The organism is Sinorhizobium sp. BJ1 (assembly GCF_002531555.1).
Lineage (GTDB): Bacteria > Pseudomonadota > Alphaproteobacteria > Rhizobiales > Rhizobiaceae > Sinorhizobium > Sinorhizobium fredii_B.
Genome location: NZ_NWTH01000002.1, coordinates 176,887 through 196,557 on the forward strand (window position 1 = coordinate 176,887; position 19,671 = coordinate 196,557).

Below are 19,671 nucleotides of genomic sequence, written 5' to 3' on the forward strand. Positions count from 1 at the left end.
GGCCAGAGGAGTGGAGGAACGCATGCAAACAGATCGACCTTTGTGGGTTCCTGATGCCGAGACGCTCGCCAGGAGCCCGATGGCGCAGTTCATGGCCTGGTGCGAAGAGCGTTTCGGACAAAGGTTTTCCGGCTACGATGCCTTTCACGACTGGTCCCTGGCGGAGCGCGGCGATTTCTGGACTGCCGTGTGGGAGCATTGCGGCGTCATAGGCGAGCGGGGAGACCAGGCGCTCGTCAACGGCGAGCGGATGCTCGAGGCCCGCTTCTTCCCGGACGGCAAGCTCAATTTTGCCGAAAACCTGCTGCGTGGGAGCGGCGATGGCGATGCGTTGATCTTCCGCGGTGAAGACAAGGTCCGTTACCGGCTCTCTTGGGACGAGTTGCGCAGTCTCGTGTCACGCCTGCAGCAGGCGCTGCAGGCAGAAGGCATCGGCGTCGGCGATCGTGTCGCGGCGATGATGCCGAACCTGCCGGAGACGATCGCGCTGATGCTCGCTACCGCCTCGCTCGGCGCCATCTGGTCCTCCTGTTCCCCGGATTTCGGCGAGCAGGGCGTTCTCGACCGCTTCGGCCAGATCGGCCCGAAGCTTTTCGTCACCTGCGACGGCTATTGGTACAACGGAAAGCGCCAGGACGTCGACGCGAAGGTGCGCTCCGTCGCGAAGACGCTCGGCGTGCCGACGCTGGTCGTGCCCTATGCGGGCGACAGCGCCGCGCTGGCGGCCGGAATTGAAGGCGGCGTGACGCTTCCCGATTTCGTCGCCGCCTTCGAAGCCAAGCCGCTTGTCTTCGAGCGGCTGCCCTTCAGTCATCCGCTCTACATCCTGTTTTCCTCCGGCACGACGGGCGTGCCGAAATGCATCGTTCATTCGGCCGGCGGAGCGCTCCTCCAGCACCTCAAGGAGCATCGGTTCCACTGCGGGCTGAAGCAGGGCGAGAGGCTCTTCTACTTCACCACCTGCGGCTGGATGATGTGGAACTGGCTGGCCTCCGGCCTGGCCGTGGGTGCGACCTTGTGCCTCTATGACGGCTCGCCCTTCCATCCGGACGGCAATGTTCTCTTCGACTTCGCAGCCGAGGAGCGCTTCGCCGTCTTCGGTACCTCGGCAAAATATATCGATGCGGTGCGCAAGGACGGTTTGACGCCGGCCGAGACGCACGACCTTTCGGCGCTCAGGCTCCTTACGTCGACCGGTTCGCCGCTGTCTCCGGAAGGCTTCTCCTTCGTCTATGAGGGGATCAAATCGGACGTCCAGCTTGCCTCGATCTCCGGCGGCACCGACATCGTCTCCTGCTTCGTGCTCGGCAACCCGCTGAAGCCGGTGTGGCGCGGCGAAATTCAGGGGCCCGGCCTCGGACTTGCCGTCGACGTCTGGAACGACGAGGGCAAGCCGGTGCGCGGAGAGAAAGGCGAGCTCGTCTGCACCAAGGCGTTTCCGTCGATGCCGGTGATGTTCTGGAACGATCCCGACGGCGCCAAATACCGCGCCGCCTATTTCGAGCGCTTCGACAATGTCTGGTGCCATGGCGACTTTGCCGAATGGACGCCGCATGGCGGCATCATCATTCACGGCCGTTCCGACGCGACGCTCAATCCGGGCGGCGTGCGCATCGGCACGGCGGAAATCTACAATCAGGTCGAGCAGATGCCAGAGGTCGCCGAGGCCCTCTGCATCGGCCAGGATTGGCAGGACGACGTTCGAGTGATCCTGTTCGTGCGGCTGGCGCCGGGCGTTGCGCTGACGGAGGAACTGACGCAGGCGATCAAGACGCGGATCCGCACCGGCGCCTCGCCTCGGCACGTGCCGGCGAAGATCATCGCCGTCGACGACATTCCGCGCACCAAATCCGGCAAGATCGTCGAACTGGCGGTGCGCGACGTGGTGCACGGCCGGCCGGTCAAGAACAAGGAGGCGCTGGCAAATCCCGAGGCACTCGAGCTCTTTGCGGGGCTGGAAGCACTGAAAAGCTGAGTGCGGGACGAGCCGGTTCCGTTAACCTGTCGTCCCCGTGCAATTAACCAAGCAAGCCGACTTGCGCCTCGTTCCCTAAAATTGTCGGGTCCGGCGGTAAGGTCCTGTTAACGTTTGCCGGGGCATGGTCGAGCCAACTGGAGGCCGGTCCATCAAGGCGCCGGTGCCACAGCAGCGATGCTGTCACAGACATGACGTCCCGAGTTCTCGAGCATTTGTTGGTTAGCATGACTTCAGAGGCAGCCGCGAGCTGCCTCTTTTTTTGTATCGTTGGGCCCAGCCCCCTATGAGCGTCTTTCCAGAGACCGCGACACCAGAATGACTGGTATCATGCCGGCGGTGACGATGATCATCGCGGCCACCGATGCATCCTCGACCTTCGCGCGTGACGCATCCTCGTAGACCAGCGTGGCAAGCGTATTGAAATTGAACGGCCGCAGCATGATGGTGGCGGAGAGCTCCTTCATCGTTTCGATGAAGACAAGCAGCGCCGACGTCAGCACCGCCGGACGCATCATCGGCAGAAGCACCGAGCGCAAGGTCTGGGCGCTGGTCCGGCCGAGCGCCCGAGCGGCCATGTCGAGATGCGGCGAGAGCTTATGGAAGCCGGCCTCCAGGGTCCCCTCGGCCATGGTAAGAAAGCGCACTGTGCAGGCATAGACGATCGCAAAGCCCGTACCGCTCATGACGAGGCCGGTGGAAATGCCGAAGAGGTGGCGCAGCCAGGCATCCAAGGTATTGTCGAGCGCTGCGAGCGGAAAGAGCACACCGATCGCCAGTACGGTGCCAGGCACGCCGTAACCGAAGGAGGCGAGCCGCCCGGCGACTTCCGTGATCGGCGAGCGACCGGCGCGGGCCGCATAGGCCAGAACGAAACCCAGGACCACGGCGGCGAGTGCCGTCAGGCCGGATACCAGAACGCTGTGCAGCAACGCGTCCAGGAGGCGCGGCGCCAGGAATTGGTCGAAGCGTTTCAGCGCATAGTTGCCGAGGACCAGGAAGGGGACGGCGAAACCTGAAAGGACGGGCAGGAGACAGACGAGCATTGCCGTCCATTGCTTCCAGCCGGAAAGCTCGAGGCGCACCGCATCATGGACGGCGGCCGTCGTCTTCTGGCTGGAAAAGCGCTGGCTGCGCCGGGCGGCGCGCTCGACCATCATCAGCCCGATGATGAAGATCAGCATGATGCAGGCGATCTGCGCCGCACCGGCCAGGCTGCCGCGGTTGAGCCAGGTGTCGAAAATGGAGAAGGTCAGGGTCTGGACGCCGAGAAACTCGACCGCGCCGATGTCGTTCATCGTCTCCATGGCGACGAGCGTCAGGCCGATCATAATAGCCGGCCTTGCCATCGGGATCTGGATCCTGAGGAAGACCTTGACCGGCCCGGCGCCGAGCGTGCGCGCCACATCGGCGGCCGCCCGGCCTTGCATCAGAAACATCGAACGGCAGGCAAGATAGATATAGGGATAGAGGACCGAGCTCATCACCAGCACGGCGCCGCCGAGCGAGCGCACGTCCGGGAACCAATAATCCCGGCTCGTCTGAAAGCCGAAGAGCGCCCGGATCATCCCCTGGACCGGTCCGGTGAAGGTCAGGAGCTCGCCGAATGCATAGGCCGCGAGATAGGCCGGTATGGCGAGCGGCAGCACGAGCGCGGCGGAGAGCAACCGGCGCAGCGGAAAGTCGCAGGTTGCCACCAGCCAGGCGGTCAGAATGCCGACGACGGCCGTCGCCGCGCCTGTCAGGCCCATCAGCATCAGCGTTCTCAAGGTGGCGCGCGGGATCACGTTCGCGATGAGGTGCGGCCAGTCCGCGCCGCCGCCGGTGACCGCAAGCCAGGCAATGGCGACGATCGGCATCAACACGATCGCCGAAGCGAGGCCGGACCAGGTCGCGAGCAGCCGATGCCTGAGGCCCGAGCCCGACTTGGCATAGCGTCGCTTGAGGCTTTTGGTGGCGAAGTGCAAACGATCCGTTCCGAGGCAACATGCTGGCGGGGCCGGCAAACTGGCGCCCGTTGGTCAACATTTTCTTACAGCATCGGAACTCAGTTCGCCAAGACGCGTTGCGACGGGAAGGATATTTCCACGAGCGTCCCTTCGTTCGGCGCGGAGCTGATGGCGAATTGGGCGCGGTTCGCCTCGGCCATCGCCTTGGTCAGCGGCAGCCCGAGACCGGTGCCCTCGCCACGCTTGCGGCCGCCGGTCGTCACCTGCCTGAACGGCTTCATCGCCTGATCGAGTTCGCTGCGCGTCATGCCGATCCCCATGTCGCGGATCCTGAGGATGACGCTGCCGTTCGCCTCGTAGGACGTCGACACGACGATCTGCCCGCCGGACGGCGTGAAGCGGATGGCGTTCGCCAGGATGTTGAGCGCGATCTGCTTGATCGACCGGCCGTCGGCGACAACCTCCGGCACCGAGGCGGAGAGCGAGGTGCGGATGATTACGCGCTGGCTGTTGGCTTGCGGCTGCACCAGCGATACCGCCTCGGAGACCGCCTCGTTGAGGTCGACGGCGCTGAAATCGAGCTCCATCTCGCCCGCCTCGATCTTCGAAATGTCGAGCAGGTCGTTGACGATGTCGAGCACGTGCCGCCCCGACCGGCCGATGTCGCCGGCATATTCGATGTAGCGGGGATTACCGATCGGCCCGAAATGCTCGCTCGCCATCATGTCGGAAAAGCCGATGATGGCGTTGAGCGGCGTGCGGATCTCGTGGCTCACCCTTGCGAGGAAGTCGGTCTTGTGGGCGTTCGCGGTCTCGGCGGCACGCTTGGCGTTGCGCAGTTCCTCCTCGGTCCGCTTCCACTGGGTGATGTCGCGGATGACGGCGCAATAGCCGTGGGAGGAGGAGAGCCGCCCGATGGTCATGAACAGCGGAATGAAGCCGCCTCCCGCCTCCCGGCCGATCACTTCCCGGCCATCGTTGAGCACGCTTGCGACACCATGGCCGGAAAGGCCGTGGAGGTAGTCGATCACCGCCTTCTGGCTCTCATGGGCGAAGAGCGCGGCAAACGGCTTTCCGCGCATCTCGTCTTCGTCATAGTTGAAAAGCGCGCTTGCCGAGCGGTTCATCGTGCGAATGTCACCGTCCTGCCCGAGGACCACCACGCCGTCGGTGGCGGTTTCGAGGATCGAGCGCAGTTCGTCGATTTCCATCCGCAGCCGCGCTTCGGCTCCCGCCGAGGCGTCCGCGTCGGGCGAAGCCGTATTAGCTGCGCCTGTCGCCGCGGGAGTGAGCGCCAGCATGAGCGTGCTCCGCCCTTCCCACTGGATCGAATGGAGATGGGCGCTGACCGGTGCAAGCTGGCCATTGGCGCGGACCAGGGTCATCGTCCCGTCCGGCTGTGTCTCTCCGGATGTGTTGCCATAGGCGAAGAGGGCTTCCAACCCTCCTTCCTGCTCGAAGACATCGAGAGTCGCGTAGCCGGTCAGCCGCAGAAATTCCGGATTGACGTGCAGCAGTTCGTCCCCATGGTGAATGAGGAGCGCGACAGGCAGCCGGTCGAGGATTTCGCTGCTCATGCTGACGCCGCTGCGCGGGACAGGGGGCGCCTCGTCCTCGACCGCGGGCGCCGTGTCCTCTAGCGGGTCGGCAATTGCCTCGTCCGGTGATGGGTTGTCTGCGGCGGGGGAGGCGGCGGCTTCGGCCGGAGGCGCGGGGCCCGCCGAGCGCTCGTCGTCCTCGCCTGCCGCACTCGCGGCAGGCTCGTCGAAATGTGCGCCGAGCTGCCGCGCGATCTCGCGGAAGGCCGCCTGCTCGCCGCGCGTCAGCGCCCCGGAACCCGCGGGCCGGCGCTCGTCGAGAGCGATGACCTTGTCGGAGGGCGGCCGCGCGGCCGTGTCGACAATGCGAAGGGCCGGCCGCTCGCCGGCAAACGGGTCTTCCGCCGTTGAAAGTTCTCCCGTAGCGCCGTCTTCGGGCTCACTCTGCGGGGCATCGGCAGCGGGGGAAGATTCCGCTTCCGTCTCATCCTGGATCGCGGCCGGTCCCTCGGGAGCGGGTTCCACCGGTGCTTCGGCCGGCATGTCCTCGCGCCGGGGTGTCCCGGTATCGCCGAGCGACAGCCCACTTGCCCTTGCGTCCTCAACCGCATCGGCGATCCTCACGATGCCGAAGCCGCGGAAGCCGTCGAACTCGCGCGAACGGGAATAGGTCGGCAGAGCGGCGAGGTCGACCGGGACCTTGAGGCTCGTCCCCTCGATCGGCCACAGGATGGTCTTGCCGGACCAGGTGTCGCGGCGATGCAGAAGCTCGTTGATCTTGTGGTCGGGGTCGAGATCGTAGCGGTCCGCAAGCGCGGCGAAGGTCGTTCCGACCACGTCGGCCGATTTCGGGCCAACGGCCGAAGCGAATTCCTCGGAGATCTCACTGAAGCGTCCCTCAGCGTCGATTTTCCATACGAAGCGGACGGCCCGGCTACCCGGCGTGAAGGTAAAGCCCGAAGCCGCTGCTGTGTCCTGCTCGGCGTCCGATGCTGCCGTTTCCTGCACGGACTCGAGGGTCTCTGCGATAGTCGTCTGCGGCGGTTCTGCCGTCTCGTCGCCGGACTGCAGAGTCAATTCGCCCTGTTTCTCGTCGATTGGCGCCGCATCGGCCGGCTCTTCGGCTTCGGCTCGTTCAGTCGTCGACGGGGTCCCCGAATCTTCCACCGCATCTTCGACCCTCGGGGTTTCGGCAGGCTCGTCCGGCGAAGGCGCATCTGGCCCCGTCTCGATCTCAGCGAATGCTGGCGCATCGACTGCGTCCGGCTCGTCCTTCGCGATGGTCTCTCCGGCATCCGGCGCTTCGAGCGTGGTTTCCACGGCAAAGAGAAGATGGAGGGCCGGGTGGTCGGAAATCTTGCCGATGGCGGCGGGCAATTGCCCCTTCTCGGTCGCCACGAGGCGCTTGATCAGCCGGTCCTTTTCGCGCGTCACCGCCGAGACGAGCGTCCGCCGGATTTCGGCCGACAACCCCAAATGCTCGAATCCGGGCGAACGGGCGACGATGTCGCCGTCGTCGTCGAGCACGGCCATATGCGTGTCCGGCCCGTCCAAGCCGGCGATCATCGCGGCCGCGCGTTCCTCCGCCGAAAGTGCCTTGCCGTTATGCGGAGCGGTGAAGAGAACGGCGTCCTCGCCCGGCCGGATGCGGATCATCTCCACCGTCGCGTTGAGCGGCAGCCTGCGGAAGCCGGCCGCAATCCGGATCAGCAGTTGGCGACGGTCGCCGACTGCGGCAAGCTGCGCTGCAGCGGCACCCAACTGGCGCAGCGAGAGGTCGTTCGCGTTCAAGGGGCTATCGATGAAATCGTAGACCGACGCGACGCCGAACAGCCTGGCGCCCTGATCATTTGCCCACAGGACGCGCGCCAGATCCTTCGAAAAGAGAACCGACGCATCGCCGCGGGCAAAATGCTCCCGCACCCGTGCATGCACGGCAATGTCAATGAAAGGGTACTGTCTCGCGGGCATGGGCAGGCCTATTGACGGGTCCCTACGGCGCCGTGCGCCTTTGAGACGCATGAAGGTCGCTGTAGCAGTTTGATTGCTGCATGATTTTATCCTTTAATCGGCTCCGATCTCAGGAACCATGCAGCAGCGCGTTAACACTCTATTAATAACCGCCGCATCTGCGAGGGTCCAGCGACGGCCCCTTTTCCGCCACGGCTTTCGTCCCGCAAGGTTAATGGCAGTCGTTTTTGTGCGATGCACAATTTTGTTGCAATGCACAACGATATCGATTATAAGATCGGCATCACTCACCAAGGCGCCTCTTAAGAGGGCCACACCAAGGAGCGCATACAATGGCTACCAGGAAGACCGAAGACGCATTTTCCCTTTCCTTTGACCCGACCAAGTTTGCCGACGGCTTCCGCGAGTTTGCCGAAAAGGGTGCCGCGCAGTCGAAGGACGCCTATGCCAAGATGAAGACCGCCGCCGAAGAGGCAACGAAGACCGTCGAAGCGACGCTCGAAAACGCCCAGTCCGGCTCCGTCGAACTCGGCCTCAAGGCCATCAACGCGCTGCGCACCAATGCCGAGAACTCGCTCTCGCACATGGAAGCGCTGCTCGGCGTCAAGTCGCTCTCCGAGCTCGTCGACCTGCAGACCGCCTTCATCCGCAAGCAGGCCGAGGTCGCTGTCGAGCAGGCGAAGACCATGCAGGAAGCCACCCGCAAGGTCGCCGAGAACGTCGCTAAGCCCGGCAAGGACGCCGCGGAAAAGGTCGTTTCCACTTTCAAGAAGGCCTGATCGCTCGAAGCGCAGCCGATCGGAATCGATGAAAGACCGGGTGCTTGCCATCCGGTCTTTTTGCTTGATAATCTGAAGTTAAGGCTTGCAAATCGGCCGAAGTGACCGTATGTGAGCCGCCAACGCAACGACCCAAGCGATTTGGGGTCGCGTCCAAAGTGCGGTTGTAGCTCAGTTGGTTAGAGCGCAGGTTTGTGGCACCTGAGGTCGGTGGTTCGAGACCACCCAACCGTACCATTTTCTTCTCCCGATAAATTCACACAAATATCTGATGCTCCGCCGTCACCAGTTCCTGCAGGAACGAGACGACCGTACGCACGCGCACCAGTTCGCGCGCGCTTTCGTGATAGGTGGTCCAATAGGCGCGGCGGATCGTCGTTTCGGGCAAGAGCCGGAAGAGCTCCGGATATTGCCGGGCAATGTAGTTGTGCAGGATGCCGATGCCGGCGCTGGAGCGGACCGCCTCGGTCTGGCCGGTGGCGCTCGAGATCTCGAAGGAGGCGTCCCAGCTGCGCATGACCTCCGCCGAGAAATTGAGCGACGGCGTGAAGATCAGGTCCTCCACATAGCCGATCCGCCGGTGGCTTTTCAGATCGTCGATCGTTTGCGGCGTGCCGTAGCGGGCAAGATAATCCGCCGATGCGTAGAGCCCCAGTGTATAATCGGTGAGCTTGGACGAAACGAGACGTCCCTGTTCGGGCCGCTCGATGGTGATGGCGATGTCGGCCTCGCGCTGCGACAGCGAGAAGGAGCGCGGAACCGGCACGAGTTGCAGCTTGAGCTCCGGGTGGCGCGCAGTCAGCCGACCGAGCCGCGGCGCCAGGAAGGAGACGCCGAAGCCGTCAGGTGCGCCGATGCGCACCGTGCCGGCGATCGCCGTGTCGATCCGCCCGATCTGCGATTGAGCCGCGAGCATTTCGGTTTCCATGCGCTCGGCGGCCGAAAGGAAAATCTCGCCCTCGGCGGTCAGCTCGCAGCCGTTCGGGCGCCGCACGAGCAAGCGCGTCTTCAGCGTCTCCTCGAGCGCGGTGACGCGCCGGCTGAGGGTGGCGTGATTGATACCGAGCCTCTTCGAAGCGGCGAGAATTTGGCCCGTTCGCGCCACCGCGAGAAACACCCTGACGTCGTCCCAGTCCATGACGTTGCTCCTTGGACTTTAATTTTTGCACAACGGTTTCTGAATATCGGAAATTGATTTGTTGAAATCGTAGTGCGATCATGCACCCGAGATCAAGACCAGGAGGAAAACCCATGTATGAAGTAGGACATTTCATCGACGGCAAGCGCGTCGCCGGCCAGAGTGGCCGCGTCAGCAACATCTTCAACCCGGCGACGGGCGAGGTTCAGGGTACGGTGGCGCTCGCGAGCGACGCGGAACTTGCCGCCGCCGTCGAGAGCGCCAAGGCCGCGCAGGTCAAGTGGGCCGCCACCAACCCGCAGCGCCGTGCCCGCGTCTTCATCAAGTTCGTCCAGCTCCTCAACGAAAACATGAACGAGCTGGCCGAGCTGCTTTCCCGCGAGCATGGCAAGACCATCGACGACGCCAAGGGCGATGTCGTGCGCGGCCTCGAGGTCTGCGAGTTCGTCATCGGCATTCCGCACCTGCAGAAGAGCGAGTTCACCGAGGGCGCCGGTCCCGGCATCGACATGTACTCGATCCGCCAGCCGGTCGGCGTCGGCGCCGGCATCACGCCGTTCAATTTCCCGGCGATGATCCCGATGTGGATGTTCGCCCCGGCGATCGCCTGCGGCAACGCCTTCATCCTGAAGCCGTCCGAGCGCGATCCGTCTGTGCCGATCCGCCTCGCCGAACTGATGATCGAAGCCGGCCTGCCGGCTGGTGTCTTGAACGTCGTCAACGGCGACAAGGGCGCGGTCGACGCGATCCTGACGCATCCCGACATCGCCGCCGTCTCCTTCGTCGGCTCGACCCCGATCGCCCGCTATGTCTATGGCACGGCGGCGATGAACGGCAAGCGGGCCCAGTGCTTCGGCGGCGCCAAGAACCACATGATCATCATGCCCGATGCCGACCTCGATCAGGCCGCCAACGCACTGATCGGCGCCGGCTACGGTTCTGCCGGCGAGCGTTGCATGGCGATTTCGGTCGCCGTTCCGGTCGGCGAGGAAACCGCAAACCGGCTCATCGACAAGCTGACGCCGATGGTCGAAAGCCTGCGCATCGGCCCCTATACGGACGAAAAGGCCGATATGGGCCCGGTCGTCACCAAGGAAGCCGAGCAGCGCATCCGCAGCCTGATCGACAGCGGCATCGAACAGGGCGCGAAGCTCGTCGTCGATGGCCGTGATTTCAAGCTGCAGGGCTATGAGGACGGCCATTTCATCGGCGGCTGCCTGTTCGACTACGTGACGCCGGACATGGACATCTACAAGACGGAGATATTCGGACCGGTTCTCTCGGTCGTGCGTGCCAAGAACTACGAGGAAGCCCTGTCGCTTCCGATGAAGCACGAATACGGCAACGGCGTCGCGATCTATACCCGCGACGGCGATGCGGCGCGTGACTTCGCCTCCCGCATCAACATCGGCATGGTCGGTGTCAACGTTCCAATCCCGGTTCCGCTCGCGTACCATTCCTTCGGCGGCTGGAAGTCCTCGTCCTTCGGCGATCTCAACCAGCACGGCGCTGACTCGATCAAGTTCTGGACCCGCACCAAGACCATCACCGAGCGTTGGCCCTCGGGTATCAAGGACGGCGCGGAGTTCTCGATCCCGACAATGCGGTGACGGAGTAGAAAATCCTCCCCCACTCGAGCCTCCCTCTGGGAGGCTCTTTTTTGTTGCATACTGCGCAGCGGCACAACTAACGTCGGGATCGACGGGTGAGGCCGAACGATGATTCGCGCATGCGTTGAGTTCACTGACGCCGGCCGCTAACGGGATGACGCGGTTCGCACTCTGGGCGTTGGGCTTTGATTAGGGGATAGATCATGGTTTTGGCAGAACCATTGCCGGCACAGAGTGTCGGCCAGGCTAGTTTCGGACGCGCGGCTCCGGGGGATTTTCACCGCCTTTCATTTACCGGCAGCGGTAGCGAGTATTTCGGGATCTGGATCGTCAACATCCTGCTGACGATCATCACGCTCGGCATCTATTCCGCCTGGGCCAAGGTTCGCCGTAATCGCTATTTCTACGGCAATACCGCGCTTCTCGGCCGCGGGTTCGAGTATCACGCCAGAGGCGGCCAGATCCTGATTGGCCGTCTCATCGTCTTCGCCTACCTGATCCTTTACAACGTCCTGCTGACGTTCGCACCGCTCGCCGGCATTGCGCTCGTTCTGCTGTTTCTCTGCTTCGTTCCGTGGCTCGTCGCCCGGGGCTTGCGCTTCAGCGCGCGGGTGACGAGCTACCGCAATGTCCGTTTCGATTTCGTCGGCCGGGCCGGTGGTGCCTTCCTCGCTTTCATCATCGGGCCGGTACTCGCGGCGCTGACGCTAGGGATCCTCGCGCCGCTCGCCAGCCGCTGGACCTATCGCTACATCGGCAGCAACCTGCGTTATGGGCAAAGGGTCTTTTCGACCGATCCCTCGGTCGGGGCGATCTACAAGACCTGGGGGATCTCGGCTGCGATCCTCGTGCTCGGGCTGTTGATCATCGGGTTCATCGCCTTCCTCAACATCGCCCTTGTCTCCACCGCCATCGAGAATCCCGATTTCCTTCCCGGGGAGGCGCAGGTGTCGCTCGCCGTGCTGGCAGTTCTTGGCTACGTCTTAATCCTGTCGATCTTCGGCGTCGCGGCGCTTGTCTATCGAGCCGGCGTGCGCAACGTTGCCTGGTCCGCCACCACCTTCGACGGCAAGCACCGGCTCCTGAGCGACCTGTCGCGCCTGCGTTATACGTGGATCGCCATCTCGAACTTCGTCGTCACGCTTGTTACAATCGGGCTGATGCGGCCTTGGGCTGCCGTTCGGATGGCGCGCTACGTCAACGAGCATACCGGCGTCCGCTTCGACGGCAATGTTGGCGAAATCTTCTCGGCGATCGCCCAGGAAGGTTCGGCGGTCGGCGCCGAATTCATGGATATCGAAGGCTTCGACTTTGGCTTCTGACAATTTGGCCTTTGCGCTTGGCGAGTGGCATCCCCCCGGATCGAGCCGCTCGGTCACCTCCGGTCTCGTCGAGGCCGGAGACCGCCTGGTCGCCAGCGATGAAACCGGTGCCGAACTCGCCGGGGGCAGCCTGTCGACCATTGACATCTCCGCACGGGTCGGCCGAGTCCCGCGAAGGGTCACTTTCCCCGACGGTTCGCTCTTCGAGACCGACGACAACGAGGCAATCGACCGGTTTCTTTCGCGCAAGGGGCGGGCCGGGGCGGGGATCGTCCATCGGCTGGAGCGCTTCCACCCGCGGCTGATTGCCTTCGTGGCGGCGACCATCCTGCTTGGCACGTTGATCTACCGTTACGCGTTGCCAGCCCTGGTGGAGGTTGCCGTCGTCGTCACGCCGCCGATCTTGCCCCGCATCATGTCGGCGAGCACGCTCGAAACCATGGACAGGACGCTGCTCGGCGAGTCGAAACTGGATGAGGCGCGGCGCGGCAGGATTGTCGACGGCTTCCGTCGCATCGCCAGCGTTTCGGCGGCTGGCAGGGTGGCCTATACGCTGAACTTCCGTGAAGGTGGGCCGATCGGCCCCAATGCCTTCGCGCTGCCTGACGGAACGCTCATCCTCACGGACGAGCTCGTGGAGCTTGCAGGCGATGACACGGAGATGATCGTCGGCGTGCTGGCGCACGAAATCGGCCATGTCGAGCACAAGCACAGCCTCCGGCAGATCTATCGCGCCGCCGGGGTTGCCGCACTCATCATGCTGATCGCCGGCGATATAGGCTCGGGCGCCGAGGACGTCCTGGTGGAGGGCGGCGGCCTTCTCGCGCTTTCCTATTCGCGCGCCGCGGAAGCTGAGGCGGACCGGCATTCCGTCGAGCTGATGATGAAGGCGGGTCTCGATCCGACGGCAATCGCCCGTTTCTTCGAACTATTGGAGGCGAAGCTCGACGATCACTCGGAAACGAGCATCTTCTCCACGCATCCAGGTACGCCCGAGAGGCACAAGGCGATCCTCGATCTAATTGCCGAATTGCGGAAGGGCTAGAAGCTAACCCTTATCGGATGCGGCCGTCGAGCCGGCAGCCCGGAAACGCTCCTCGAACTCCCGGCGCAGCTCCCGTCTGACCTCGGCGGCGCGGTAGCGGCGTTCCCTTATACCGGGCTCCGGCCGGTAAGGCGGCACGCTCGTCGGCCGGCCCTCCGCATCGACGGCGACCATCGTGAAATAGCAGGAGTTCGTGTGTCTCCGTTCGCCGGTGCGGATGTTCTCCGCTTCGACCCGGATGCCGACCTCCATCGACGTCCGGCCGGCGTAATTGATGGAAGCACGAAAATGCACGAGCTCGCCGACATGGATCGGCTGGCGGAAAACCACCTGGTCGACGGAGAGCGTCACCGCATATTGCTTCGAGTAGCGCGAGGCGCAGGAGAAAGCGACCCGGTCCAGGAGGTTGAGGAGCGCCCCGCCATGCACCTTGCCGCTGAAGTTCGCCATGTCGGGGGTCATCAGCACGACCATATCGAGCTGGCTCTTGTCATTCGTCTCTTCCAATGTCCCCTCCGAGTCAGGCCGCGTCACTCAAGTGCGATTTTCAAGGGCCCGAGAATCCTACCGTTGGAGCGGCCCGTCAATGCGCCTTCGTATGCAGCGACGGTCGTGGCGGGGGAATTATCGTCGATCCGCTCAAACGAAAAACAGCGGGCCTGCGCCCGCTGTTTCGTCTTGACTGGCAATGACCCCTTAGTCTTGCGGGCCGTCGTTATAACCGATCTTGTCGACGAGCTCCGATGCCTTCTTCCGATTTGCCGCAACTTCGGCAAGCGGCAGGCTGTCCGGCTTGATGGTTCCAAAGGACTTGACGACTTCCGACGGCTCGGCGCCCGGAAGCACCGGATACTCGAAGACCTGCTCGGCATAGATCTTCTGCGCTTCGCCTGCCGAGAGGAATTCCATCAGCTTGACGGCATTCTCCTTGTTCGGGGCGTTCTTCGCGAGCGCCATGCCGGAGATGTTCACATGCGTGCCGCGGTCCTTCGCGTTCGGGAAGAGGACCTTGATGGCCGAAGCCCATTCCTTCTGCTCGGGCTCCTTCTCGTTCGTCAGCATGAGGCCGACATAGTAGCTATTGCCGAGCGCGATATCGCATTCGCCGGCAAAGATCGCCTTTGCCTGATCACGGTCGCCGCCATCGGGCTTCTTGGAGAGATTGTCCCTGAGCCCGGTCAGCCACTTCTCCGTCTCGGCCTCACCGTGATGCGCGATCATCGAGGCGAACAGGCCGACATTATAGGAATGCTGGCCATCGCGGGTGCAGAACTTGCCCTTCCATTTCGGATCGGCGAGTTCCTCATAGGTGATGTCGTTCTGCGCCACGCGTTCCTTCGAGGCATAGACGACGCGGCCGCGGGTCGTCAGGCCGAACCAGTTGCCGTCCGGGTCGCGGAAATGCGCGGGGATGTCCTTGTTGATCGTCTCGTTGACGAGCGGCTGGGTCACGCCCGCGTTCTTCGCCTCGGTCAGGCGGCTGATGTCGACGGTCAGAATGACGTCGGCCGGAGAATTCGCCCCCTCCGCCTGAATGCGCTCGACGAGGCCCTTGTCGAGGAAGAGCACATTGGCGGTGATACCAGTCTCCTTGGTGAAGGCGTCGAGCAGCGGCTGGATGAGATCGGGCTGGCGGTAGGAATAGATATTGACCTCGCCGTCGGCCCGGGCGGGCGTCGTAAGGGCAAGGAACGCCGCCGCGACCGACAGGGTGCCGATCAGCGTTTTTGAGGCAATCATGGTGTTCTCTCCGTGTGGTGCTTATAAGTTAACCAAGCGGGTCATATTTCCACCGCCGAAGAGCGACAGTCAACGGCGAAACGGCGAAGTAAAGCCTTCGTGAATTTTTCCTATTTTGGAATTGTTCCAAACTACGTTCCGTCCTATATGAGGGGGACGAATTCTCGACTCCGGAGCGAATGATGCGTCTGACGAAGCAAACAAACTACGCGGTTCGCATGCTGATGTACTGTGCTGCGAATGGCGAGAAGCTCAGCCGCATTCCTGAGATCGCCAAGGCTTACGGTGTTTCCGAGCTGTTTCTGTTCAAGATCTTGCAGCCGCTGACCAGGGCCGGATTGGTCGAGACCGTGCGTGGCCGCAATGGCGGCGTGCGGCTCCCGAAACCGGCATCGGAGATCAGCCTGTTTGACGTGATCAAGGTGACCGAGGACAGCTTCGCCATGGCGGAATGTTTCGAGGCGGGCGAGATCGACTGCCCTCTCGTGGACAGTTGTGGCCTCAATGCCGCCTTGCGCAAGGCGTTGAATGCCTTCTTCGACGTGCTCAAGGGCTATACGATCGACGACCTCGTCAAGGCGCGGCCGCAGATCAACTTCCTTCTCGGGCTGGACGTTGGCCCGCGCCCGCAGCCGTCGGCCGCTTAAGAATTCCCGTCCATTACTGCTTGCATCCTTAAATCGTAGCCGGTTTAAGGATGCCGCAATTCAAAGTGCTGCAGCGACCTTTGCGCGTCTGATAAGGCGCGCGGCGCTATTCTATAGCGCGGAGCCCGTTTGCGCTTGGCCGCCGCTCCGAATCACTGCCGGCTCAATCCTCTACCTGTGGAAGAATTTTTCGCATAGACAAATTTCTTAAGCGAGTTATTGCATTGCGACGCCAAATGTCGTTCCATCCGTCCTTGACCGGATGGAAAATTTCCTGCCGCGTTCGAAAACAATACGAGAACAAAAAACAAATCTGGGAAGCAAGCTCATGAAAAAGCTCACGACTCTCTTCGCAGCGACGGCGCTTGCCACGCTGATGGCCGGCACTGCCTGGTCAAAAACGTTCGTCTTTTGCTCGGAAGGCTCGCCGGAGGGCTTTGACCCCGGCCTCTACACGGCCGGCACCACGTTCGATGCTGCCGCGCATACCGTCTATAGCCGTCTACTCGAATTCAAGAAGGGCACGACCGAAACCGAGCCCGGGCTTGCCGAAAGCTGGACGATTTCCGACGACGGCCTGGAATACACCTTCAAGCTCCGTCCTGGCGTCAAGTTCCAGACGACCGAGTTCTTCACGCCGACCCGTGAGCTGAACGCCGACGATGTGATCTTCTCGCTCGAGCGCCAGTGGAAGTCTGACAATGCGTGGCACGGCTATGTGACCGGCGGATCCTGGGAATACTTCGCCGGCATGGGGCTGCCGGACTTGCTGGAGTCGATCGAGAAGGTCGATGACATGACGGTCAAGATCAAGCTGAAGCGCAAGGAGGCGCCGTTCCTCGCCAACCTGGCGATGCCCTTCGCTTCGATCATGTCCAAGGAATATGCCGACAAGCTGCAGGCTGAAGGCAAGATGAACCAGTTGAACCAGATGCCGCTCGGCACCGGTCCGTTCTCCTTCGTCGGCTATCAGCAGGATGCGGTCATCCGCTACAAGGCCCATCCGGACTATTGGGGCGGAAAGCAGAAGATCGATGATCTGGTCTTCGCGATCACCACGGATGCCGCCGTTCGCTTCCAGAAGCTGCAGGCCGGCGAATGCCACCTGATGCCCTACCCGAATGCGGCCGATGTCGGGGCGATGAAAGCCGATCCGAACCTCAAAGTGATGGAACAGGCCGGCCTCAACGTCGCCTATCTCGCCTACAACACGACGCAGCCTCCGTTCGACAAGGTTGAAGTCCGCAAGGCGCTGAACAAGGCGATCAACAAGCAGGCGATCGTCGATGCCGTTTTCCAGGGACAGGCGCAGCCGGCGACAAACCCGATTCCGCCGACGATGTGGTCCTATAACGAGCAAATCGAAGACGACACCTACGAGCCGGAAGTCGCCAAGAAGATGCTCGAGGATGCCGGCGTCAAGGATCTGTCGATGAAGGTCTGGGCAATGCCGGTCGCGCGGCCTTACATGCTCAATGCCCGTCGCGCCGCCGAACTGATGCAGGCCGACTTCGCCAAGATCGGCGTCAAGGTCGAGATCGTCTCCTATGAGTGGGCCGAATACCTCGAGAAGTCGAAGGCCAAGGACCGCGACGGTGCGGTGATCCTCGGCTGGACGGGTGACAATGGTGACCCGGACAACTTCCTTGACACGCTGCTTGGCTGCGATGCCGTCGGCGGTAACAACCGCGCTCAGTGGTGCAACAAGGAGTTCGACGATCTGGTCACCAAGGCCAAGGAAGCCTCCGACGTCGCAGAGCGCACCAAGCTCTATGGAGAGGCACAGGCCGTCTTCAAGCGCGAAGCGCCCTGGGCGACGCTCGATCACTCGCTGTCGATCGTCCCCATGCGCAAGAACGTCGAGGGCTTTGTACAGAGCCCGCTCGGCGACTTTGCCTTCGACGGCGTTGATATTGTAGAGTAATCTGACCGACTGACCCGAAGGGGGCGTTTGCCGTTGGGCGAGCGCCCCTCTTCCTTTTTGCCAATGCTGCAGCAGCGCGGCCGCAGCGATTATGGCATGAGGTTTGACTATGTTTCGATTCTTGCTGGGGCGCTTGGCAGTGCTGATCCCGACCTTTATCGGGGTCTCGATCATTGCCTTCTCCTTCATCCGCTTGCTTCCGGGCGATCCCGTGGCGCTGCTTTCCGGCGAACGGGTGATGTCGCCGGAGCGGCACGCCGAAATCTCTCACCAATTGGGCTTCGATCGCCCCATCGTCATGCAGTACCTGGATTACCTCTGGGGTGTGCTTCGCGGCGATTTCGGGGTGTCGATCGTCACCAAGAAGCCGGTGATCGACCAATTCCTGGAGCTCTTCCCGGCCACCGTCGAGCTCTCGCTCTGCGCCATCATCTTCGCCGTCGTCCTCGGCATTCCGGCCGGCGTGATTGCGGCAATCAAGCGGGGCTCCATCCTGGACCAGTTGATCATGGGCACCGCGCTGGTCGGCTTTTCGATGCCGATCTTCTGGTGGGGCCTCCTGCTGATCATCGTCGTCTCCGGCATGTTGCAGTGGACTCCGGTGTCCGGGCGTATTTCGCTGATGTTCTTCTTTCCTTCGGTCACCGGTTTCATGTTGGTCGATTCCCTTTTGTCGGGGCAGGAGGGGGCGTTCCAGTCGGCCTTCAGTCATCTGGTCCTGCCGACGATCGTGCTCGGCACCATTCCGCTCGCCGTCATCGCGCGCCAGACCCGTTCGGCGATGCTGGAGGTGCTTTCGGAAGACTACGTTCGCACCGCCCGCGCCAAGGGCCTTCCCACCTTCCGGGTGGTTGGCATCCATGCCTTGCGCAATGCGCTGATTCCGGTCGTGACCACCATCGGCCTGCAGATCGGTGTGATGCTGGCTGGCGCCATCCTGACGGAAAGCATCTTCTCCTGGCCGGGCATCGGCAAGTGGATGGTCGATTCAGTGTTCCGGCGCGACTACGCCGTCATTCAGGGCGGGCTGCTGATCATCGCCGCTGTCATCATGCTGGTGAACCTTGCCGTTGATTTGCTGTATGGGCTGATCAACCCCCGCATCCGGCATTGAGGAGGGCGATATGACCGAAATTACCGCAACAAGCCCCATATCGACCGATCCGTCTCGCCGGGCGCGTCTCGCCGAATTCTGGTACTATTTTTCGGAGAACCGCGGCGCCGTCATAGGCCTGATGTTCTTTCTGTTTCTGGTGGTGCTCGCCCTGTGCGCTCCGCTCGTCGCACCGCATGATCCGACCATCCAGTACCGCGAATCCGTTCTGCTTCCGCCCTTCTGGCAGGAGGGCGGCCGCGCCGCGTTCCTTCTCGGAACGGACGCCGTCGGCCGCGACATGCTCTCCCGTCTCATCTACGGCACGCGCTTTTCGCTGTTCGTCGGCGTTATCGTGACCACATTGTCGCTGACGGGCGGCATCCTTGTCGGCGTCATCGCCGGTTATTTCCGCGGATGGGTGGACACCGTCATCATGCGGATCATGGACATCATTCTGGCCTTTCCGTCGCTGCTACTCGCGCTCGTTCTGGTGGCAGTGCTCGGGCCGGGCCTCACCAATGCGATGATCGCGATCGCTCTCGTTTTCCAGCCCCACTTCGTTCGCCTGACGCGAGCGGCCGTGATGACCGAGAAGACCAGGGATTACGTTGTCGCGGCGAAGGTGGCCGGAGCGGGGCACCTGAGGCTGATGTTCAAAACCATCCTGCCGAATTGCATGGCACCGCTGATCGTCCAGGCGACACTCTCCTTTTCGAGCGCCATTCTCGACGCCGCGGCGCTCGGCTTCCTCGGCATGGGCGCACAGCCGCCGACGCCGGAATGGGGCACGATGCTGGCGGAAGCCCGCGAGTTCATTCTGCGTGCCTGGTGGGTCGTCACGCTCCCCGGCCTCGCAATCCTCGTGACGGTGCTGGCGATCAATCTGATGGGCGATGGCCTGCGTGATGCTCTCGACCCCAAGCTGAAGAGGTCCTGA

General features: G+C 62.7%; 14 protein-coding genes and 1 tRNA gene. 10 read left to right on the forward strand and 5 right to left on the reverse strand.

Annotated elements, in window-relative coordinates; translation table 11 throughout:
* Nucleotides 1-22: 22 nt before the first annotated feature.
* The gene (locus CO676_RS03165) at nt 23-1,975 is read left to right on the forward strand and encodes an acetoacetate--CoA ligase (protein WP_097519643.1); all 1,953 of its coding nucleotides are present in this window, start codon (nt 23-25) and stop codon (nt 1,973-1,975) included.
* 284 nt (nt 1,976-2,259) lie between these two features.
* On the opposite strand, the gene CO676_RS03170 is transcribed toward CO676_RS03165, so the two are convergent.
* Nucleotides 2,260-3,942: an iron ABC transporter permease gene (locus CO676_RS03170; RefSeq protein WP_097519644.1), complete on the reverse strand. Its 1,683-nt coding sequence runs from the start codon at nt 3,940-3,942 to the stop codon at nt 2,260-2,262.
* 80 nt (nt 3,943-4,022) lie between these two features.
* Nucleotides 4,023-7,433, reverse strand: coding sequence for a PAS domain S-box protein (locus tag CO676_RS03175; RefSeq protein ID WP_097519645.1), 3,411 nt, complete (start codon nt 7,431-7,433; stop codon nt 4,023-4,025).
* A gap of 332 nt (nt 7,434-7,765) precedes the next feature.
* On the opposite strand from CO676_RS03175, the gene CO676_RS03180 reads away from it, so the two are divergent.
* Together CO676_RS03180 and CO676_RS03185 are read left to right on the forward strand one after the other, a co-directional pair.
* Complete coding sequence (locus CO676_RS03180; RefSeq protein WP_097519646.1) at nt 7,766-8,212, forward strand: phasin; 447 nt, start codon at nt 7,766-7,768, stop codon at nt 8,210-8,212.
* A gap of 160 nt (nt 8,213-8,372) precedes the next feature.
* Nucleotides 8,373-8,449 (forward strand) — tRNA-His (locus tag CO676_RS03185).
* Nucleotides 8,450-8,468: 19 nt separating this feature from the next.
* Here the strand turns inward: CO676_RS03185 and CO676_RS03190 are convergent.
* Entirely contained in the window at nt 8,469-9,350 is an 882-nt protein-coding gene (locus CO676_RS03190; protein ID WP_041413809.1) for a LysR family transcriptional regulator, read from the reverse strand.
* A gap of 113 nt (nt 9,351-9,463) precedes the next feature.
* Here CO676_RS03190 and CO676_RS03195 point away from each other — a divergent pair, with 113 nt between their 5' ends.
* The 3 genes from CO676_RS03195 (at nt 9,464) to CO676_RS03205 (ending at nt 13,327) form a co-directional block, all read left to right on the forward strand.
* Nucleotides 9,464-10,960 carry a CoA-acylating methylmalonate-semialdehyde dehydrogenase gene (locus tag CO676_RS03195; RefSeq protein ID WP_097519647.1) on the forward strand — a complete coding sequence of 499 codons (1,497 nt, stop codon included), beginning with the start codon at nt 9,464-9,466 and terminating at the stop codon, nt 10,958-10,960.
* Nucleotides 10,961-11,163: 203 nt separating this feature from the next.
* The gene (locus CO676_RS03200) at nt 11,164-12,282 is read left to right on the forward strand and encodes a YjgN family protein (RefSeq protein WP_097519648.1); all 1,119 of its coding nucleotides are present in this window, start codon (nt 11,164-11,166) and stop codon (nt 12,280-12,282) included.
* On the forward strand, nt 12,272-13,327 hold the full coding sequence (locus tag CO676_RS03205) for a M48 family metallopeptidase (protein ID WP_097519649.1): 1,056 nt from the start codon (nt 12,272-12,274) through the stop codon (nt 13,325-13,327). The genes CO676_RS03200 and CO676_RS03205 overlap by 11 nt, the downstream gene beginning before the upstream one ends.
* Nucleotides 13,328-13,330: 3 nt before the next feature.
* On the opposite strand, the gene CO676_RS03210 is transcribed toward CO676_RS03205, so the two are convergent.
* Together CO676_RS03210 and CO676_RS03215 are read right to left on the reverse strand one after the other, a co-directional pair.
* Nucleotides 13,331-13,801 (reverse strand): acyl-CoA thioesterase, encoded by a 471-nt coding sequence (locus CO676_RS03210; protein ID WP_048657444.1) that lies wholly within the window; start codon nt 13,799-13,801, stop codon nt 13,331-13,333.
* A gap of 222 nt (nt 13,802-14,023) precedes the next feature.
* Nucleotides 14,024-15,067 (reverse strand): Fe(3+) ABC transporter substrate-binding protein, encoded by a 1,044-nt coding sequence (locus CO676_RS03215; RefSeq protein WP_097519651.1) that lies wholly within the window; start codon nt 15,065-15,067, stop codon nt 14,024-14,026.
* A gap of 182 nt (nt 15,068-15,249) precedes the next feature.
* Here CO676_RS03215 and rirA point away from each other — a divergent pair, with 182 nt between their 5' ends.
* The 4 genes from rirA to CO676_RS03235 all read left to right on the forward strand — a co-directional run bounded on the left by rirA (nt 15,250) and on the right by CO676_RS03235 (nt 19,671).
* Nucleotides 15,250-15,714, forward strand: coding sequence for an iron-responsive transcriptional regulator RirA (gene rirA / locus CO676_RS03220; protein WP_097519662.1), 465 nt, complete (start codon nt 15,250-15,252; stop codon nt 15,712-15,714).
* 328 nt (nt 15,715-16,042) lie between these two features.
* Nucleotides 16,043-17,638: an ABC transporter substrate-binding protein gene (locus CO676_RS03225; protein WP_097519652.1), complete on the forward strand. Its 1,596-nt coding sequence runs from the start codon at nt 16,043-16,045 to the stop codon at nt 17,636-17,638.
* Between the two features lie 109 nt (nt 17,639-17,747).
* Complete coding sequence (locus CO676_RS03230; RefSeq protein WP_014761176.1) at nt 17,748-18,752, forward strand: ABC transporter permease subunit; 1,005 nt, start codon at nt 17,748-17,750, stop codon at nt 18,750-18,752.
* Between the two features lie 10 nt (nt 18,753-18,762).
* Complete coding sequence (locus tag CO676_RS03235; protein WP_014761177.1) at nt 18,763-19,671, forward strand: ABC transporter permease subunit; 909 nt, start codon at nt 18,763-18,765, stop codon at nt 19,669-19,671.